Here is a 20063-nt window from a genome sequence, read left to right as displayed (position 1 = left end):
ATTAAAAGGAGTTGGTGTTTTTTGCGATTGCAGATTTCGAAAAACGGTTACATCAACGATACAACAAAAAGGAAGTTCCATGTTGAAAAAGAATCGAATTAAAAGCAAATAAAGGATTCCCAAAAACCAAAAAGAGTCATTCCCTCATGGAAATGACTCTTTTCTATATTGTATCAAATTCTACTTTAACCATTTATCGAGCCAATTTTTAAAGACTCGCTGCCAAACAATACCGTTTTGAGCGGAAGAAACCCAATGACTTTCTTCCGGAAAAACCAAAAATTCAGCCGGAATTCCACGCATGATTGCCGCATTATAAGCACCCATTCCCTGGGTATAAGGAATACGGAAATCCTTTTCACCGGTAATGACCAAAATCGGAGTATTCCATTTCTCAACAAACAAGTGCGGTGAAAAACTGTACGAACGTTGTGCCACAGCATTCGATTTATCCCAATAAGGGCCACCGATATCCCAATTTTCGAACCACATTTCCTCTGTAGTAACATACATCTGTTCGAAGTTGAAGATCCCGCAGTGCGAAATAAAGGCTTTGAAGCGTTTACTCTCATTATGACCGGCCAGGTAGTTCACGGAAAAGCCGCCATAACTGGCTCCAACTGCACCCAATCGATCCGCATCAACATACGGTTCTTTAGCTACATCATCAATCGCAGCCAAGTAATCCTGAATGTTCAAGCCACCGTAGTCTTTACTGATTTGTTCAAGCCATTCCATTCCGAACCCGGGCAGACCGCGACGGTTGGGAGCAACGATAATATAATCATTGGCTGCCATCATTTGGAAGTTCCAACGATACGACCAAAACTGGCTCACGGTACCTTGCGGACCTCCCTGGCAATACAAAATAGCCGGGTATTTTTTGTTTGGATCGAAGTGTGGCGGATAAATTACCCAAACCAACATATCCTTATTGTCGACTGTTTTTACCCAACGACTTTCAACCTTACCCATTTCCAACTGGTCCATCAACCCTTTATTGATTGCAGTCAGTGGTTCATCTTTTCCGGATGCCATGTCCACTAAATACAACTCGGCAGGCTGCGACATCGAAACTTTTGAGGCTAACAATTTGCCGTTAGCTGTTTCCTCGACAGTCTGATAATTGTGAACACCTTCGGTCAAACGCTGCATTTTGCCATCAGCCAGGCTCAACCGATAAATCTCGTCAGTTGCATGAATATCACTAATAAAGAAAATGGCCTGTCCGTCGCGGCTCCAACTTAAATGGGTTGCATTTTGTTCCCAGTTGGCCGAGTAATTTTTCTCTTCACCGGTTTCCATATTCATCACAAACAAGCGCGTTTGATCCGACTCGTAACCATCACGCTCCATACTTGTCCAAGCCAAATGTTTGCCATCGGGCGAGAAAGTCGGGTTTTTATCGTAGCCTTTGTGAGCCTCTGTTAAATTACGGGTTTTGCCGGTTTCCAGGTTATAGGTATACAAATCGGTATTTGTACTTTCGGAATAGGCTTTCCCTTTTAGCTTTTTACTTGAATAAACCACCGTTTGACAATCCGGACTCCAAGCCACCTGCTCAATACCGTCGAACGGACGATCAGGCGCATCAAATTTTTCACCTTCCAGAACATCTTTTCCTTCTTTAACACGTTCACGGCCCAACTCAGCAATAAAAATATGATTGTAGGTGTAATCGTGCCACTTGTCCCAATGGCGATACATTAAATCGTTTTCCAGCCTGGCATTTGCTTTGTCCATATCCGGAAACAAATCGTGAATATCATCATCCAACTTGATCTGCTTAACGTAGGCGATCATTTTTGAATTGGGTGAATATTTAAAACTATTGATACCACCTTCAATGTCTGTGATCTGTTCCGGATTGGATCCGTCAGGATTCATTTCCCAAAGCTGAGCGCTGCCTGAAGCGGAGGAAATGTAGCCAATCTTTTCTCCATCGGGACGCCACATGGGTTCCGACTCATTGGAGGCCGTATTCGTAAGTTGCACAACTTCACCGCCATCAGCAGGCACTGAATATAATTCACGGTAGCCTTTATTTTCCTCAATATTAAAATATGTTACAGCAAACAAGGCTGTTTTTCCGTCGGGCGATAGCGAGGAACTCCCTACCCGTCCAAACGACCAAAGAACTTCCGGGGTCATCACATCTGAACTCAACTTCGGTGTTTCCGGAACGAAAGTTTTGCTAATATCATTCATTGATTTGGGGTTAGCACAGGCACTCAGGATTAATGCTGTGACAATTAAAACATAAATACTTCTCATAATCAGTCATAAAGTTTTCAGGACGCGTAAAATACATTTTTCAATAGATATAAAAAAGAGCATATCATCTTGTTCTCAAAATTCATTGATTTTCATCACTTTTATCACAAAAGAGAACATTTTTTCACTCCAGTATCTTGTAGAAACTTAATAACCGTCCCATACTTTATCTTATTCGGAATCCTTTCTTCTCGCAAAAATTAGCCCCGCCTTCAATTGAAAGCGGGGCTGAGCTCACATATCATGTTTAAAATATTCCCCCATCAATAACTATAAACACTTTTGTATGCAAACTAAATATCATTACCATCGCAACTTACCTGTCCATTTAGCAGGTCAAACCAGAGACAATTTCAAAGGCACATCAGGCCTCAATTGTCTCTAAATCTCTGGTAAGATTCAAACATCAATAAAAGGTTGCGTCAAACCAAGATAGAATCGACACATATTTAAAAATCTATCTATTTACATTTATTAGCTAATTTTAGACTTGTTTATTCCTGCAATCAATTATATTTGTATTTAAGAGCTTAATTAACAAGAAACAATAGCTATGAAACAATTTTTAATACTATTCACTTTGGCTTTCACCACACTTATAAGCTGTGCTGGCGAAAACAAAGCGCAAAGTGCGGATAAAAACAACAAAGACAATGCCGAAAAAGTCGTTAGTTTAATTAATAAAGAACAATTCCTGAAAGAGGTCTGGAATTACGAGCAGTCCCCAAACGAATGGAAATTCCTGGGGAAAAAGCCAGTGATCATTGATTTTTACGCAGATTGGTGTGGCCCCTGCAAGATCGCCGGACCAATACTTGAAGATGTGGCTAAAGAATACGATGGCAAATTGATTGTCTATAAAATTGACACGCAGCACGAACGGGAATTAGCTGGTGTTTTTGGAATAACAAGCATTCCGGCTTTCCTATATATTCCTGTTGAAGGAAAACCCATGATGACAGCCGGAATTGGTCGCTCGAAAGATCAGACAAGACAAATGTTTGTTGACAACATCGAATCACATTTATTGAAGAACAAACAATAACAATCAATATCGTTTCAATTCATTCATAAAAAAAGGACAGTTTGCGACTGTCCTTTTTTGTGATATATCGGATCGAATCCGGAGTTATTTAAAGTAAGGATTGAAAAAACGGGAACAATTGCTCTGCCATTTGTTGTTGATCATCTTTATCCGGATGGCCGGTACAGCCATGGCCTACGATATCGTGAAATTCATAGATTTGAATTGGTTTTTGAGGATTTTTTGAATTGAAATGATCCTGAATTTCCTGCAGGCACTTCATTAATAATTCATTCTTAGCCTCTTCAAAAACCGGACTGCTCAACAAAACAAGCTGTGCATTTGGATAGTGACCGTACAAGGTGTTTACAAAATTGATGTACGTCGTTATGAACTTTTCCTCCGAAAAAGGCTGACGCTCATGTTCTTCATCACCTTCTGAGAAATCATTTGTCGCCAGGCAAATACTAACAATGTCAGGCGTAAACCGGTTGAAATCCCACTGCTTCGTTGAATCAGTATTCAAATATCGATTTTCATAAACAGCCGGCATCGATGGTTCTTCCATATTCCAGGTCCGGTACATGCCAATTCCGGAAACAGAACTAAGCATAAACCGGGCTTCCAACGCCCGTGCAATCCTCGGTCCGTATGCGAGATAAGCGTTGTGCTGATCGTACCACTCTCCCTCGCCGCATGGAACTTCCTCCAGATCGACGCCCATCCCGCAAGTAATGGAATTCCCGATGAATTCAATTTTCAACTCCGGTTCCTGAGGCAAGTCTCTCAAGCCAAAAACTTTTGTCCCGGCAAACAAAATGTCACCAATAGCTGCCTCGGTGGCTTTATAAACAGTGATAACATGACTGCCTCCTTTTTCCGTGATGGGAACTGACAGCCAACTTAAAGAATCACCTTCAACCTTGAAACGACCTTGATAGTCTCCGTCAACTTCAAAAACAACAAAGTTGTGAGCAGATCCGTTTGGCCCGTTTTTCAGGCCGACGTAACAGCTATCGCCGTCAATAGCGAAGGAAACCGACGACGCTGCTCCGATTAAAATGCCTTCACCTTCAGTCGTAAAATCAACTCGCCCGGCATAACGAAATGCCGGATTGTCTGAATTTTTAATTGAAAGAATTTTCGGGTTACAAGAAAGACAAAGCAGGAAAATACCCGCCAAAAGATAAATTGTTGGTGTTTTCATATTGGGTTTATTTTTGAATCCATCAAAATTAAAAAGAAAACCGTTGGCTTCGACGATATTCAAAACATATCATTTCCAAGCTGAACCATCTTCAAGCAATAAACGGTCGACTTCGATCTGTTTTTAGCTAACTTCGATAAAAGATGAATTTTCTTTAGTCGAAGATGACGCAACTTCGATCGTAGATGTAGCTAGTACGATCGTAGAAATGGGTATATTATTCAACAGAAGGCCATTTTTGACTGATTTCGTCGTTTTGTCGCCTGATCAAGCTCGTTTCTTTAGGGGTGAAGAACAATCATGTGTTCCTTTTCTGGAATTTGGCTTCAGTTTAGAGCAAAAAAAAAGAGCAGATCTCTATCTACCCTTTTCAAACCTAACTAAACCAATAAAACTAATCAAACCTAAACTTATGAAATAAAATCTACTACAAAGTTAATGTCATATCAACACATATGCGTTAACTGAAGATTAAAGAAACATTAAGGAAAAGTGATCGCAACCAAAAAAAGCCCCCAACTGGCTGAAAGCTGGGGGCTCGAGGATTCTTAAAATGTAAAAGATGCTATTTGATATTAAAATATCCTTGTTCTAAATTATAACCATCGACAGATAATTCCCAGTTCGAAGATTCGGCTTGCGGACAATCGATGATAATTGTTTTTTCGGATCCGGGAACAACAGAAACATAGTTATCGTCGGCGAAAACCGGCAATACTCGTTCCTTTGTTTTCGCGTCAACAATCGCCAAGTGGTTAAAGAATGCAACCGGAGCTCCTTCCGGATTTTTAAGCACAACTTTCACTTTGTGGTCGCCTGCTTTTGTTGCCACGACCTTCAATTGCGAAGCAGCGAGCTCTTGTAATCCACTGTATTTTCCTTCGGCATTCGGATACCAGTAGAAGTTATCGGAGATCAGCTTCTGATTGTGATCCAACAATTGCAATTGCAGGAAGACACCGTCTTTCTCCACACCTGCTTTTTTCAATGCTGAGTCAACCGACATGATCTTCTTCACAGATGTCGGACCGCTATATACAAATACCTGTGTAATCGGATATTCTTTGCCGGCCATATCGTAAGCTTTGATCACCAACATCAGGTCGTTCACCTGACCGAAACTGTTATTCACCACAGTCACCATCTTATCCACCGGATTACACATGGCATGAATCGGCTGGCTACCAACACGTGTTCCAAACAAACAGGCATTCGGATCGAGGTAATAATCGTACATTTGTCCGCGTAAGGCCGTCCATGGGTTCTGAGTCTTCCAGATAATTGTTCCGGTGTACCAGTCCCACATGTGCGAGCTAAAACCTTCCATCAATGCCCGATACTGGTTGTAGTTGACCAATTGCGCTGTTTTCGCAAATTGCTCCATATTCTCAGCACCACCATATGGTTCCATCGAGTTTCCATAACCAATGTATTTGTGGTAAGTCCAAACGTCATCTGTCACAGCCTCGCTGTTGGCTTTTTCAACCGGGACAACCTGGTTTTCTTTAGGCAGGAAACGTTTCAATGAAGTTGCATCGCCAACGCCAACCGAACCCACCTCGGAGTTAAACGGCCAGGTGCGATGTTGCCAAAAGATAGAATCCGGTTGAATGCCGTAAGGACCGTCACCATTGCCGCCAATGAAATTATACGACATGCTGTCTGAGTTTGAATACTCGATAAACCAGCGTGTACCATCCAGTTCATCCAGCGAATCTTTCAGGGCTGCTAAAATATCCTGCGGCGGAGCAATTTCGTTTCCACCACACCAGATGGCCAGCGAAGGATTGTTACGAATCATTTTCACCACATCGGCAGCTGATTCGACAAACAGGTTATGATCGTCCGGGTATTTGCGACGAGTCCATTGGTCTTCTTTTTTCATCGGATCAACCCAACGTCCGTTACAGTCGCCCGACATCCAGAAATCCTGGATAACCAGCATACCGTATTTGTTACAAGCATCGTAAAACTCGGGACGCTCAGGAAGTGCTCCTCCCCAAATACGAATCAGGTTCAGGTTCATATCGCGGTGGTAACGAATCTCTGCATCGTAACGTTCAGGGGTAAAACGCAACATCGCATCCGAGATAATCCAGTTTCCACCTTTAATAAATATCTTTTGTCCGTTCACCGAAATCTGCATACTGCGGGTATGATCGTTCCACCTATGCTGAATTTCGCGGATACCAACTTCAATTTCTTCTTCATCCGACAGTTGCCCGTCCAGGTAAACCTTCATGCTCATGGTGTACAGGTTGTGCTCACCATAACCGTTTGGCCACCACAATCTAGGATTGCTAACTTCAATGTTTGGCAACTGAATTTCACTGGTTGAATTAGCAGCTAGCGAAACTTCCTTTTCAACTTTTTGTCCGGCAATTTCAACCACAACCTTACCGGTTACGGCCAATGAAGATGCATTCACCAACTCAGTTGATGTTTCAATGTTCGCCGGAGCCTGCGTTGCTCCCGGTGTACGAACACCCGGTACACGCGTAATAACATGCGGATTTTGCAGGTTAACGGCTTTGGTTGTTTCTACGGTTACTTTGTCCCAAATACCAGTGTTGCGGTCCCGAATAGGTTGAATCCAGTCCCAACCCGCTACATATTGCAGCGAAACACTTTTAGCAATTGTACCGTCACCACCTTGACCGCCGTTGGGATTACCAACCGGATCGACCGGGTAAACGATCACCGCTAAACGGTTATTACCGTCGGCTGCCAGTAGTTTGGTTACGTTATAAGTTTGACGCAGGTACATGCCGTAGTGGCGTTCGGCATTTACTTTTTTACCGTTTAAATAGATATCGCAACTGTAGTTTACACCGCGGAAGTGCAACCACACCTGTTCGCCTTTTTGCGCTTTTTGCTGAAAATCGTTCGCAAACCAATATGTGTAATGGTCGCGTCCGGTTTCGTAAATATCTTTGATCTCATTGTTGTTCATGCCATAAAACGGATCGGGAACTTCGCCCCACTCCAGCATGTTGGTTAACACGGTTCCGGGAACAATAGCCGGTTTCCATTTTTTCAGGTTGAAGCCGGAAACAGAAATTTGCTCACCCGAGGCTTTCACTTTGGCAATCGATGCACTCTTCCAGTTCTTATTCAACTCCACTACCGTTGCCGACACCTTCGGCGGTATTACGATTACAGCCAGCAGACAAAGTATACCGGCTAATTTTAGGGTAAAACGATTCATTTTTTATCCTTTCTTTTACAGTCAATTATCATTCTCGAACTATATCGCTCTCAGTAATTCTGGTCGCTCGTGGTATAGTTTTACAATCAGTTCGCCGAACAGCGTATTCGCCCAGGCAAACCAACTGCGGGTAAAGTTTGTGGCATCGTCCATGTGGAAGGTTTCGTGCATGAAACCAGTTCCCGCATGAGTAGCCACCAAGGTTTTCAAACATTGTTTAATTTCTTCTTCATCGGTCGAAGTCATTGCCCGCATCACAATACTCATTGGCCAGATCATTTCAGAACCTACGTGTGGGCCGCCAATTCCTTCGCCGGCTTTTCCTTTGAAATACCAAGGGTTGGCATCGCTCAATACCAGTTTACGGGTATTTTGATAGAGCGAATCATCAATACTTAAAGCGCCCAGGTACGGCAACGCCAGCAAACTTGGGATATTGGCGTCGTCCATAAACAATTGGTTTCCGAAACCATCGACTTCAAAAGCCAATACTTTTCCAAAATCGGTGCGCTCGGCCACCGCATATTTTTGAATTGCTGCGTTTACTTCAGCAGCCAAAGTCTCCGCTTCTTTTGCCAACGACTCATCGTTGTAGACTTCGCGGGCAATCTCGGCCATGTGTCCTAAAATTGTTACCGCAAAGAAGTTTGACGGTATCAAAAACGGCAACACGGTCGCATCATCAGAAGGACGGAATGAAGATACGATCAAGCCCACAGGCTTAACCGGATTCCCATAACCGCCGCAACACAATGAATCAGTTGGTTTAGGTGTATTTCTGGTGAAATAATAGTCTCCTTTGTCTGCTTTGCGCTGTTGCTTTTTGAAAGTCTCCAAAACAGACCGGAAAACCTTGTGCCAATCTTCAGTGAAGCAGCTGGTGTTTCCGGAAGTCTTCCAGTAATGATACAATAAGCGAACAGGGTAACACAGCGAGTCAATTTCCCATTTGCGTTCGTGCAGCTCCGGTTTCATTTCCGTATTGTCTGTCTCCCATTCACTGCCTGTCGCTCCCTTATTGAACGCATTGGCATAAGGATCGATCAGGATACATTCCGCCTGACGGCTCAATACGCCCCGAAACAACAGGTCCAGTTGATTGTCGTCTTTAACCAACGGTAAATAAGGCCAAACCTGTGCGGTCGAATCACGCAGCCACATGGCATGAATATCCCCTGTAATGACGAAAGTATCCGGTTTGCCGTCTACCATTTCAAAATCAACGGTGGTATCCAGCGTATTCGGAAAACAGTTTTCAAACATCCAGCCCAATTCAGGATTGGAAATGTGTTTTTGGACTTCAGCGATCGTTTTTTCAACAGCTTTGCTGGTGAAATGACGTTTCCCAACAGGCGGACGATTGCTAACAAAAGTTGCCTTTGAAGCAGCTGTTGCATTCCAAACTGAGCCGGTCAACACTCCGGCTAACGCCAACGAATTATATTTCAGAAAATCTCTTCTTTCCATATTCTTCAGATTCTATTCGTTCAATTCTATTATTGGTTTTCTTTGATTTCAATTTAAAAATCACAGGGGAAATAAATCCCCTGTGATTACCCATTCTCACTGATCTAACCCAAACAAAAATATGTAGAACGGATTGTAAAACATGCTCAGTCAAACCCATAAAGACAGCATGCTTATGGTTGGCAGCAGGAGTCAACGCCAGCCATCGTCATGGCCGGAATTACTTTTAAAAGCTGCTCACCAATTCCGATTTTATAACCGGAGGAGAACAAAAATACATGGCCGCCGGCGTCAGTTAAAATTACCAGCGGCAACTTACCTTTTACATCATCTCCAAAATTTTCCATCAATGCCTTCAGAACCTGGTTGTCCTGATCGAATCCACTGATGTAATTCTTCGGCAGGTGATAGCTGTTCAACACTGCTCCCAACTGCGGACGATCTTCGGCTGCAATAAACACGAACTCGCCTGTCCAGGCATTGAAGTGTTCGAGATAATCGCCCAAATCGTTCAAAATATGTTTTGATGTTTCTTTGTTAGGATCAAGTAGGGCCAACACCATATTCTTGCCGTAAGCTACTTGATCCAATGAAACAACCATCTTATCGTCTGATTTTAAAATATTCAATTGGCTGAAATCCAGTTTCGCGATTGCTTTAGGAGCATCGATGGACTGGCGCAAGGTCACCGTTAACTTCTTGGTTTTTCCCGGTTCAATGGTGAAGAAGTCGCAGGTGTTCAGCACCGAACCATCTTCCAAACGGTTACCGGTTACCAGGTAGTAGTCTCCGGCCTCCAAATCAAGTTCTCCAAATTCAGAAACCTTCTTGGAGAACGGATATTGAAGGGTGTGATAATTGCCATCAATCAATTTGCCAATTGTAAAATGTATCATGTACTGCGGCTCAATCGGATTGTCGCCGTTTGCCAGAACCAGTTTCCCTGTTTCCGGCACCGCAGGCATATTGTCAGATAACTCAGCACGGATCCACTCCCCGTCGTTCCAGAACTCCGGCATTTCAGTTGCCGGGTTAAGACGGGCAGGAATTCCTAATGCCCGACAGGTAGCAACAAAGAAGAAATCGAGGGATCCTGCATCCGAAACACGCAGCTTGTAAACCGATGTAGGGCTTAATTCAGTGCGCGAGTGCATGTTTGCCATGTCGTCAACTATAATATTTTGCTTGATCCACTCGGTCAACTGCTGCGGATCTTTTACAAATTCATCTTTTTTTGCAGCGAAAGTTTCCTGCAGTGATTTGCGCCAGTTACGCAACATCTCGTTCATGACACGCGGAGCCAACACATAGTCTACAAAAATCTCTTCCGGCAATTTCGTGTTGTGAATTGTATTCTGTAAGTGCGCGCTCAAGATTGCTGCTTTTGTATCGCTGAAATCTTTATCAGAAATACCTTTCAACAAATCGAGTACATGCTCGTCCTTGGCATTCCCGCGCAAATAAGCTTCAATTTCCGACCAGTTTCCGTAGCTCAAATGAATGGCGTTTACAACCGGTTCTTCTTCCAAGCCCAGTTCTTTTGCCAACGCTTTGCTCCTGTCGGCTGTTTTAAATGTTTCGGTATAGCAAGAACGAATCGAATCTTCCAACGCCAGCCGTTTTTCATTCACACTCTTCTCTGTGGTTGACAACTGAGTTGTGTCTGTCACAACATGCGGCGGAACAAAGTCGAAATCGAAATGCTGTCCACTCATATCCTTGTCAGCCAAAACCAAGTTCACTGTATCGACTTGTGAAATGGATACCCGTTTGAAATCGAACTTTTTCCCTTGGCTGGCCCAAACAATAATGTCGCCCAAGCCCATGGAAAGTGAGGTCTCCCCTTCGCTGTTTGTGTACTGTGTCGCAATTGGGAAGTACTCGGCGTAATTATACAGTTGATATTCAACCTTCGTATTTACAGCCGGTGTACCGTCAGCATTTTTCACATCAACATACAAGCGTTTAACTCTCGCGTAATTAGCAGTCACATCCAATTCCGTGAAACGTTCTTCCTTATTGATGACATCTTCAGGACCGAAATATTTACCGTAAGCTCGTGTGTGCATCAAAATAGCTCGTGTTGAAGGTTCGGTAAACCAGCCCATATTCAGGCGGGCATCCGGCTCACAAGCACCCAGGTATTTCCAAACACCATCAACCCAAACTTCTACCCAGGCGTGGTTATCGTCTGAGTGTGCCCAGCGCGGAGTGTAAACCTGACGGGCAGGAATACCGGCAGCACGCAAAGCTGAAACAGTAAAGGTTGACATCTCGCCACACCGCCCGAAAGCTTTGCGGATCGTGCTCAGCGGTGCACTTGTTCGAATATCAGTTCCACGGTAAACCACTTTTTCATGGCACCAGTGGTTGATTTCCAAGGCTGCTTCTTCCATTTTCATTCCCTGTACACGCGCTTTAATCTCGTCGTACATCACAATGCGGAATGAATCGAGGTTCTCGTTATTGATCCGAACCGGAAGTACAAAGTGCAGGAATAAATCTTCAGGGACCGATTTTCCCCAAGTCATGTCTTCGCGGGTTTGCAAACTCTTGCGCACGTTTGCCAGAAAGAAATCAGCTGGTAAATCGCCCAGATCACTCAAGGGCATATAAGCGTACAAATACTCCATCGCCTGACGTTCGTCGTCCGTCAACGGCTGATCGAAAATATCCCACACGTGGATGTTACTGTTGGCAGTCAGTTTTTTCTGAACATCCAACATGTGATTAATATCTTTTAATTGCTCCGGGTTGCTGATCAATTGATCCTTGTAGCTACAAGAAATACTAATCAGAACAAAAAGAGCTAATATGATCGAGTTTCTAATATTCATTTTTTGGTTCGATTAATGTTTTACGAGTTCTTCAGATAATTTACTCATTTCACCATCGCCTTGTTTAACTTCGAGGTCGAGCGAGTATCCACCACCGCCGTCGAAATACCCAACATAAATTGGGTAATATCCTTTCTTCAAAGCGATTTGACCGTATTTGATTGTTGGCCCGTGGTAACCGTCGTGATCAACGATCAAACTATCGGCCAGGAAAAGCTGGCTTCCGTCGTCAGATGTTAACGCAAATGTATAAACGGTCGTTTGAGGTGCGTAAAAATATCCGGACAGAGACAGGGCGAAGAGTCCTTCACGCGCTTCTTGCGGGAATTCAATTTGACTTAAGACACCTGTACTTTCAGGGTTCAAATCGTTCATCTGTCCTACCCGGCTAATCGATTTTTCGTAATATGCATAGTTCAAACCCGGCTCCAGTTTCGTCGTGTCAACGTCGAACGCGTTGATCGGGTCTGCTTTTTCGAACAAAGCTGTTTTTACGGGTCCATGGCGACCATCTTTCATGAAAATGGCAGCTTTCAATGTTGTTGTTGAAGAAACGCTGAGAGGCTCGGTGTAAACCGGAGATGCTGTAGTTGGCTCACTGCCGTCAAGCGTATAATGCATCGTTGCGAACGACCAAAGATTGGTTAGATCAACTTTGGCCGAATCCATGAAAATCATTTTACTGAAAATTCCCTGGGGAGTCGGGATATGGAAATTGTATCCGGTAACAGTCAACCAGCTGAGGAACGGTTCCAAACGACTGATAAAATCAGCTTCGTTGCGCGATTCCTTTGGCGACCACAATACTTCGCTCAGCGCTGTCATACGAGGCAATGCGCGGTACTCCGCTATCTCTCCGGTTGGCATCCATTCCGACCACATATTTCCTTGTGCACCCAACACATACTTACCTTCTTCGGCAGTTAACTCGGATGGAATAGGCTCGTAGTTGTATACTTTACTCAGGGTGATCAGGCCGTTAAATGCTAATGGCTCTAAATCTTTATCGGGGTTTTGGTAATAATCGAAGTAGCAATAATCAACCGGAGTCATAATCACATCGTGTCCCATTTGGGCTGATTTGATTCCACCCGACTCACCACGCCACGACATCACCGTCGCATTTTCGGCCAGCCCACCTTCCAATATCTCATCCCAGCCAATCATCGCCCGGCCTTTCGAAACCAGGAAATCATCCATTTGCTGAATAAAATAACTTTGCAGCCCGTGCTCATCCTTTAAATCTTTTTCTTTAATGCGTTTCTGACACAGCGGGCACTTCTCCCACTCTGCTTTCCATGCTTCGTCGCCACCAATGTGAATGTACTTCGATGGAAACAAGTCTATCACTTCGGTGAGCACATTTTTATAAAATTCGATCACAGAATCTTTACCGCCACAAACGATGCTAATCTCAGCTTTTCCGCCCGAAGCAACAACGATATTCGCATCCCGGCACGAAAGTTCCGGGTAAGCTGTAATTGCAGCAGCGGAGTGACCGGGAATATCAAGTTCAGGGATGATCGTAATTCCCCGTTCTTCCGCATAGGCCACAACATCTTTGATTTGTTTCTGTGTATAGAAACCGCCATAGGTGGCTTTCTCATTCTTTATCGGCGGACGTTCGTTCCAGGGTTTATCTTCCTGGTCAACGCGCCACGCTCCCACTGCTGTTAAGTTGGGGTATTTCTTGATCTCAATCCGCCATCCCTGGTCGTCCGTTAAATGCCAGTGGAACGTATTCATTTTGTGCATGGCTATCAGGTCGATATACTTTTTCACAAAATCGACACCGAAAAAGTGACGGCTCACATCCAAATGCATGCCCCGGTAGGCAAATCGTGGATAGTCGGAGATTGACAGCTGAGGAATTTCTAATCCCCCAGCTGTTTCTTTGCCTTGTTGTAATATCTGAAGTAAACTCTGTATGCCATGAATCACTCCGTTTTTCGTTTTCCCGCTCAAGCGAATCTGATCACCGATTTCCAGCTTGTAAGCTTCATCCTGTTCAATCGAATTATCGAGGTTAAGCACAACGACCACACCTGATTCCTGTTCTTTCAGGAAATCAGCTTGAGGCAAAATCTGCATCTGCTGTTTCAAATAATCAACCGAAAAAGCTAAATCAGCGTCAGTACCTGACACCTGAACACCCTTATTAATCAGCAGACTTTTGCTACTTTCAGTCAGGGAGACCGGCTTGGGAATTATTTTCACTTCCGGTTGCTTGGTTGCCGATGGCTGACAAGCAGCCAAAGACAATAGCGCAAACAGAAGAAAGACGGAGTGTATCTTCATTATTGAGGTTTTCTGAAAATTGAATAATTGTTTTCTGGTTGTCTACGGCTTATTTCAGGAATGATTCTTCATCATCGAACGGATAGCGCACGAACGCTTCGATCGCCTCATATTCGGTCAATCCCAATTGGTCGTAAATTTCAGCTGTTGTCCGGTTACGTTCTTCAGCACGTTGCCAGAATTCGCGTTTGTCTTCACCCGGGAAAACAGGTTCGTCTTTCTGAGACTGGTGTTTGAAGATCGCTTTTCGTTTGCGGCCCAACTCATCGGGGCTAATCGGAACAGCCATTTCAATATCTTCAACATCCCATTCTTGCCAAGCGCCACGGTACAACCACATGTAACAATCATCCAGCCACTTGTCGCCTTCTGCACGCATTTGACGAATAGCCTGGAAGATAATCTGCAAACAAACTTCGTGTGTTCCGTGTGGGTCCTGCAGGTCGCCCGCTGCAAAAATCTGATGCGGCTGAATCTTGCGTAACAGATCGATCACGATTTTCAAATCAGCGTCTGATGCAGGGCTTTTCTCCACCTGTCCGGTTTCATAGAATGGCAAATTCAGGAAGTGAACATTCTCTTCTTTCACACCACTGTAACGACATCCGGCAGCTGCTTCTCCAACACGAATCAACCCTTTTACTGCTTTGACATAAGGTAAGTCTACCTGACCAGCTTTTTTAGTTTCCAGGAATTCTCTTAAATCAGCGTTCGCTTTGACCAACTCCGGGCAGTCCAGATTTTGATTTTTAATCAAATCAACCACAAACTGCGAGTAACGGAGTGCATCATCGTCAAACACGGCAATATTTCCTGATGTTTGGTAAGCAACATGAACATCGTGTCCCTGATCAGCCAGACGAATCAGAGTTCCGCCCATCGAAATCACATCATCATCCGGGTGCGGACTAAAAACAATAGAACGCTTAATTGCCGGTTCCGGACGTTCCGGACGATTTTTATCAGCAGAACCTGGTTTACCTCCCGGCCAACCGGTAATAGTATCGCGCAGTTGACTAAAGATTTTAATATTTAAATCGTAAGCGCCTCCGTATTCAACCAACAGATCGCGTAACCCCTGACTCTTATAGTCACTATCTGTCAATTTCAAAATTGGTTTGTCTAATTTTTGGCTCAACCAAACAACGGCTCTTTTTACCATTCGTGGAGTCCAGTCAACGACACCAACCAACCAAGGCGCTCTTGAACGTGTGAAATCAGTTGTCGCTGCATCATCTAAATAAACGGTTACATCGTTGTGCAATTGTAAAAACGAAGCAGGTACATCCGGCGTTACCGGTCCTTCAATCATTCGCTTCAAAATCGGAGATTTTGATTTCCCCCAACCGGCTAAAATAATTTTACGAGCCTTCAGAATAGTACCAACACCCATTGTAATCGCACGGTGTGGAACTGATTTTTCATCACCAAAATCTTTAATGGCATCCGTAATTGTAATGGAATCCAACTTCACCAATCGGGTTGTTGAATTCACCGTTGATCCGGGCTCGTTAAATCCGATATGACCTGAACGACCAATGCCCAATACCTGAATATCAATTCCGCCCACTTCTTCAATTTTGGCTTCGTACGAAGCACAGAAAGAAGAAACATCCTCTATTTTCAGCGCCCCATCCGGGATATGTACATTCTCCGGTAATATATCAATGTGGTTAAACAAATGTTTGTGCATGAAATAAACGTAGCTCTGCTCGCTTTCCGGAGTCATCGGGAAATATTCGTCCAAGTTGAATGTAACAACATTCTTAAAACTTAAACCTTCTTCCTTGTGCATACGAACAAGCTCCTGGTAAATCTTGATCGGGGATGAACCTGTTGCCAATCCCAATACAGCCATTTTCCCTTCAGCTTGTTTTTGTTTAATTATTCCGGCAATAATTCCGGCCATAATTTTTGCGCCAACCAATTGATTATCCAGAATGTTAATCGGAAACTTCTCAACTGATTTCTCAATGTAACTTAGGCTGTTATTCATATCTATTATTGTTTTGGTCCCTTGATCAAGGGAGTAATTATTATTTAGATTCCATCAAAACTACGGTATTTTTTCTTCAAAATATCCAATATTTGAAAATATTGTGTCCGCACACACAAAATTTAACACAGAAATAGTGTCCGCACACAATCAAATTAACTCAACCATAACTGCAATGGTATTTTAGATACACCTGGATTAATTAATTCTTCTTTTGGACACCATTCCATTATACTATTACGGAGAACTAAATAAAATCCCCTATCGCAAAACAAAAAATCTCAGTCTAAGCTCCTAAAACCGGAGCACGCTGTTACTACGATTACAAAATCAGCGTATATATCTATTAATACCTTAGCTAATCCACGCAAATACCAGACCTGGCCGTGCAATCAAAACTCTCCTCCAGTTACCTGAACAGCAAAAGCACTTCGCCCCACAAACAAAAACAAGCAAGAAACTCACGTAAACCAATCATAAAACACGTGCAACCACCCAATTATCATTTATAAGCACAAAAACAGACTTGAAGTCGCATAATCACTTACATCAAAGGATATCTAAAAAAAAGACAGCATACATTAGGCGTGATTCAACCTGAAAGTTAACGCAAACATTTTTTCTTAACACAAAAACAAACAAAGCCATAACCACTATACTACAAGTACTTATAAAACTAAAATAAAACAAATCCTGAAATTTATTAATATTGATTCTAAAATAAAGTTCGAATATGTGTGCGCAAACACTATATTTGTAAAAGATGTTTAAGTGATAACATTTCAGAGGGTTCCAAAATTCGAGTATTAAAAAACATTTTATACCATGCATAAGATTCTTACCACTTTTCTGATTCTCATTAGTACAATTACTGTGACAATTGCGCAGGAACAAGGTATCCATCCGCAATCACACGAATATGATTGGCCAACTGATGCCAAAGTTTTGAAGAAACTGGATCAATGGCAGGATCTGAAATTCGGAATGATTATTCATTGGGGACTTTATGCTGTTCCCGGAATCATCGAATCGTGGGAGCTTTGCTCGGAGGATTGGATTAACCGCCCCGACAGCATGACTTACAACGAATTCAAACAGTGGTACTGGGGACTAAAAGACGAGTTCAATCCGGTTAACTTCAATCCGGAACAATGGGCGCAAGCAGCCGACGATGCCGGCATGAAATACCTGGTATTCACCACGAAGCACCACGACGGCTTCAACATGTTCGACACACAACAAACAGACTATAAAATCACAAACGGCCCCTTTGCCAGTAATCCGAAAGCAAATGTTACGAAATATATTTTCGACGCTTTCCGCAACAAAGGATTCTGGATCGGTGCTTATTATTCAAAGCCCGACTGGCACAACCAGGATTTCTGGTGGGACAAATATGCCACTCCAAACCGAAACGTCAACTACGACATTCGCAAATTTCCCGAACGTTGGGATCAATACAAAAGCTTCACCTATAACCAAATCAGTGAGCTGATGAACGACTATGGCAAAGTTGACATTTTGTGGCTTGATGGTGGCTGGGTTCGTCCGCGCGAAACGGTAAATGAAGAAGTATTGTCGTGGGGGGCACCAATCCCGGATTGGGATCAACAAATTGATATGCCTAAGATCGCAACCATGGCTCGCGAAGCACAACCCGGCTTGCTGATTGTTGACCGTACTGTTCACGGTCCTTATGAGAACTATCAAACACCAGAACGTGCCATTCCCGAAAAGCAACTTCCCTACCCTTGGGAAAGCTGTATCACACTCGGAAACAACTGGGGCTATGTTCCAAACGAGCACTACAAAACTCCGGCAACCGTAGTGCACGATTTAGCGGAGATTGTTGCCAAAGGCGGCGCCCTGCTTCTTGGTGTTGGGCCAAAACCTGACGGAACTCTCGATCCGGAAGCCGTTAAGCTGATGGAAGAAATTGGTAGCTGGATGGATGCCAACGGACAGGCAATCTATAATACCCGTATCACGCCGGTTTACGAGGATGGCAGCGTGTATTTCACCGCAAGCAAGGACGCTAAAACAACTTACGCCATTGCCTGTATCGACGAAAAATCGGAAGTACCTGCAACAGTGAAGTGGAAAGGTAACATCCCGGCTAAAGGAAGTAAAATGACTTTGCTTTCGGCTAACAAACAAGTAAAATGGAAAATCGTGAATGATGAAGTAGTTATCAGCATTCCGAAATCATTCCGTTCTGCCCATCAAAATTACCCGGCCTTGAGTTTTGAATTCACAACAGGCAATTAAAACAAAAACAGAGAACCATGAAAAAAATAATTCGATATAGCTTCAGCATTTTACTTGTAGCACTGGCAATCAGCTCGTGCCAAACAAAAGTTCCTGCTCCGGCAGCCATTGGACCGGTCCCGGATGCTCGCCAAATGGCCTGGCACGAAATGGAAATGAATGCGTTCATCCATTTCACCATCAACACCTATACCGATAAAGAATGGGGCTTCGGAGACGAATCGCCCGCTCTTTTCAATCCGACAAACTTTGACGCGGAGCAATGGGTTTCGGTGTTGAAAGATGCTGGTTTCAAAGGCGTGATTCTAACTTGCAAACACCACGATGGCTTCTGCCTGTGGCCAAGTGAATATACTGATCACGACATTGCTGAAAGCCCGTTCGAGGACGGCAAAGGCGACATCGTAAAAGCAGTATCGGACGCCTGTCACAAATTCGGATTGAAATTCGGTGTTTACATGTCTCCCTGGGACAGAAACCGTGCTGACTATGGTGAGGCGTCTTATGTGGAATACTACCGCAACCAACTGAAGGAATTATTCAACAACTACGGACCTGTATTCGAAATGTGGTTCGACGGTGCTAATGGTGGTGACGGATACTACGGCGGTGCAAACGAAATGCGCAAAATTGAACGCCAAACTTATTACGACTGGCCAACGACTTTGAAAATGGTACACGAAATTCAGCCTGAAGTTTTATTCTTCAGCGACGGTGGTCCTGATTTGCGATGGGTAGGAAACGAGCAAGGCCACGTAAATGCAACCAACTGGAATACGATCACAACTGATACCTTATATGCCGGAAAATCTGGCATTGAAGATTTGTTGGGAACAGGTTCTATCGACGGTAAAGAATGGTGCCCCGCTGAAGTAAACACTTCGATTCGCCCCGGATGGTTCTACCACCAATCGGAAGACGATAAAGTAAAATCGCCGGAAGTTCTGTTCAAATTATACATGGAATCTGTTGGACGCGGATCAACCATGTTGCTTAATATCCCTCCGGATCGCAGAGGTTTGTTCCACGAAAATGATGTTGCATCATTGCAAGGCTTCCATAAGCTCATCGAAGAGCGATTTGGTAACGATTTGGCAAAAGGTGCCAGTGCAACAGCATCAGAAACTCGTGGAGACGCAGCAGAATATGCAGCAGCCAACCTGGTTGATGGTAATAAAAACACCTATTGGGCGACCAATGATGCAACAACAGCTGCCAGCCTTGAAATCGACCTGGGCGATGCCAAAGAAATTCATTTTGTGCAATTGGAAGAATACATTCAATTGGGCCAACGGGTGAAAACCTTCAAAGTTGAAGCCTTTGAAAACGGCCAGTGGAAAGAGATCGCTAATGGAACAACAATCGGGTACAGACGCATTCTGCAAGTTGATCCGATCACAACTTCAAAAGTCAAGATCACGATCGAAGACAGCAAAGCTTGTCCGGTAGTTTCAACCGTAAGCCTTTTTTAAGTTGACGGATTG

The 20063-nt window shown here is 43.7% G+C and carries 10 protein-coding genes; 3 read left to right on the top strand and 7 right to left on the bottom strand.

Translation table 11 applies throughout. The annotated features are described in order from the left end of the window. Positions 1–180: 180 nt before the first annotated feature. On the bottom strand, positions 181–2274 hold the full coding sequence (locus GJV22_RS19700; protein WP_205461971.1) for a S9 family peptidase: 2094 nt from the start codon (positions 2272–2274) through the stop codon (positions 181–183). Between the two features lie 553 nt (positions 2275–2827). Here GJV22_RS19700 and GJV22_RS19695 point away from each other — a divergent pair. Next, positions 2828–3319, top strand: coding sequence for a thioredoxin family protein (locus tag GJV22_RS19695; RefSeq protein WP_163717855.1), 492 nt, complete (start codon positions 2828–2830; stop codon positions 3317–3319). An 88-nt stretch (positions 3320–3407) separates the two neighbouring features. Here GJV22_RS19695 and GJV22_RS19690 read toward each other — a convergent pair whose 3' ends face one another. The 6 genes from GJV22_RS19690 to nagB all read right to left on the bottom strand — a co-directional run bounded on the left by GJV22_RS19690 (position 3408) and on the right by nagB (position 16311). Further along, positions 3408–4505 (bottom strand): SGNH/GDSL hydrolase family protein, encoded by a 1098-nt coding sequence (locus GJV22_RS19690; RefSeq protein ID WP_163717853.1) that lies wholly within the window; start codon positions 4503–4505, stop codon positions 3408–3410. Positions 4506–5070: 565 nt separating this feature from the next. Beyond that, positions 5071–7713, bottom strand: coding sequence for a glycoside hydrolase family 2 protein (locus GJV22_RS19685; protein ID WP_163717851.1), 2643 nt, complete (start codon positions 7711–7713; stop codon positions 5071–5073). Between the two features lie 39 nt (positions 7714–7752). Beyond that, positions 7753–9180 (bottom strand): glycoside hydrolase family 125 protein, encoded by a 1428-nt coding sequence (locus tag GJV22_RS19680; protein WP_163717849.1) that lies wholly within the window; start codon positions 9178–9180, stop codon positions 7753–7755. Positions 9181–9353: 173 nt separating this feature from the next. Further along, positions 9354–12017, bottom strand: a complete 2664-nt coding sequence (locus GJV22_RS19675; RefSeq protein ID WP_163717847.1) for a transglutaminase domain-containing protein — start codon at positions 12015–12017, stop codon at positions 9354–9356. A 12-nt stretch (positions 12018–12029) separates the two neighbouring features. After that, on the bottom strand, positions 12030–14315 hold the full coding sequence (locus GJV22_RS19670; RefSeq protein WP_163717845.1) for a family 20 glycosylhydrolase: 2286 nt from the start codon (positions 14313–14315) through the stop codon (positions 12030–12032). Between the two features lie 49 nt (positions 14316–14364). Then, entirely contained in the window at positions 14365–16311 is a 1947-nt protein-coding gene (gene nagB, locus GJV22_RS19665) for a glucosamine-6-phosphate deaminase (protein ID WP_163717844.1), read from the bottom strand. 825 nt (positions 16312–17136) lie between these two features. Here nagB and GJV22_RS19660 point away from each other — a divergent pair. Both GJV22_RS19660 and GJV22_RS19655 read left to right on the top strand, forming a co-directional pair. Further along, positions 17137–18579, top strand: a complete 1443-nt coding sequence (locus tag GJV22_RS19660; RefSeq protein WP_163717827.1) for an alpha-L-fucosidase — start codon at positions 17137–17139, stop codon at positions 18577–18579. 17 nt (positions 18580–18596) lie between these two features. Beyond that, a complete protein-coding gene (locus tag GJV22_RS19655; RefSeq protein WP_163717825.1) occupies positions 18597–20051 on the top strand; it encodes an alpha-L-fucosidase in 1455 nt (484 codons plus the stop codon). Positions 20052–20063: the final 12 nt, after the last annotated feature.

Origin of the sequence: Mangrovibacterium lignilyticum, from assembly GCF_010882175.1 — a bacterium.
GTDB classification, from domain to species: domain Bacteria; phylum Bacteroidota; class Bacteroidia; order Bacteroidales; family Prolixibacteraceae; genus Mangrovibacterium; species Mangrovibacterium lignilyticum.
This window is presented reverse-complemented; position numbering and strand designations above follow the sequence as displayed.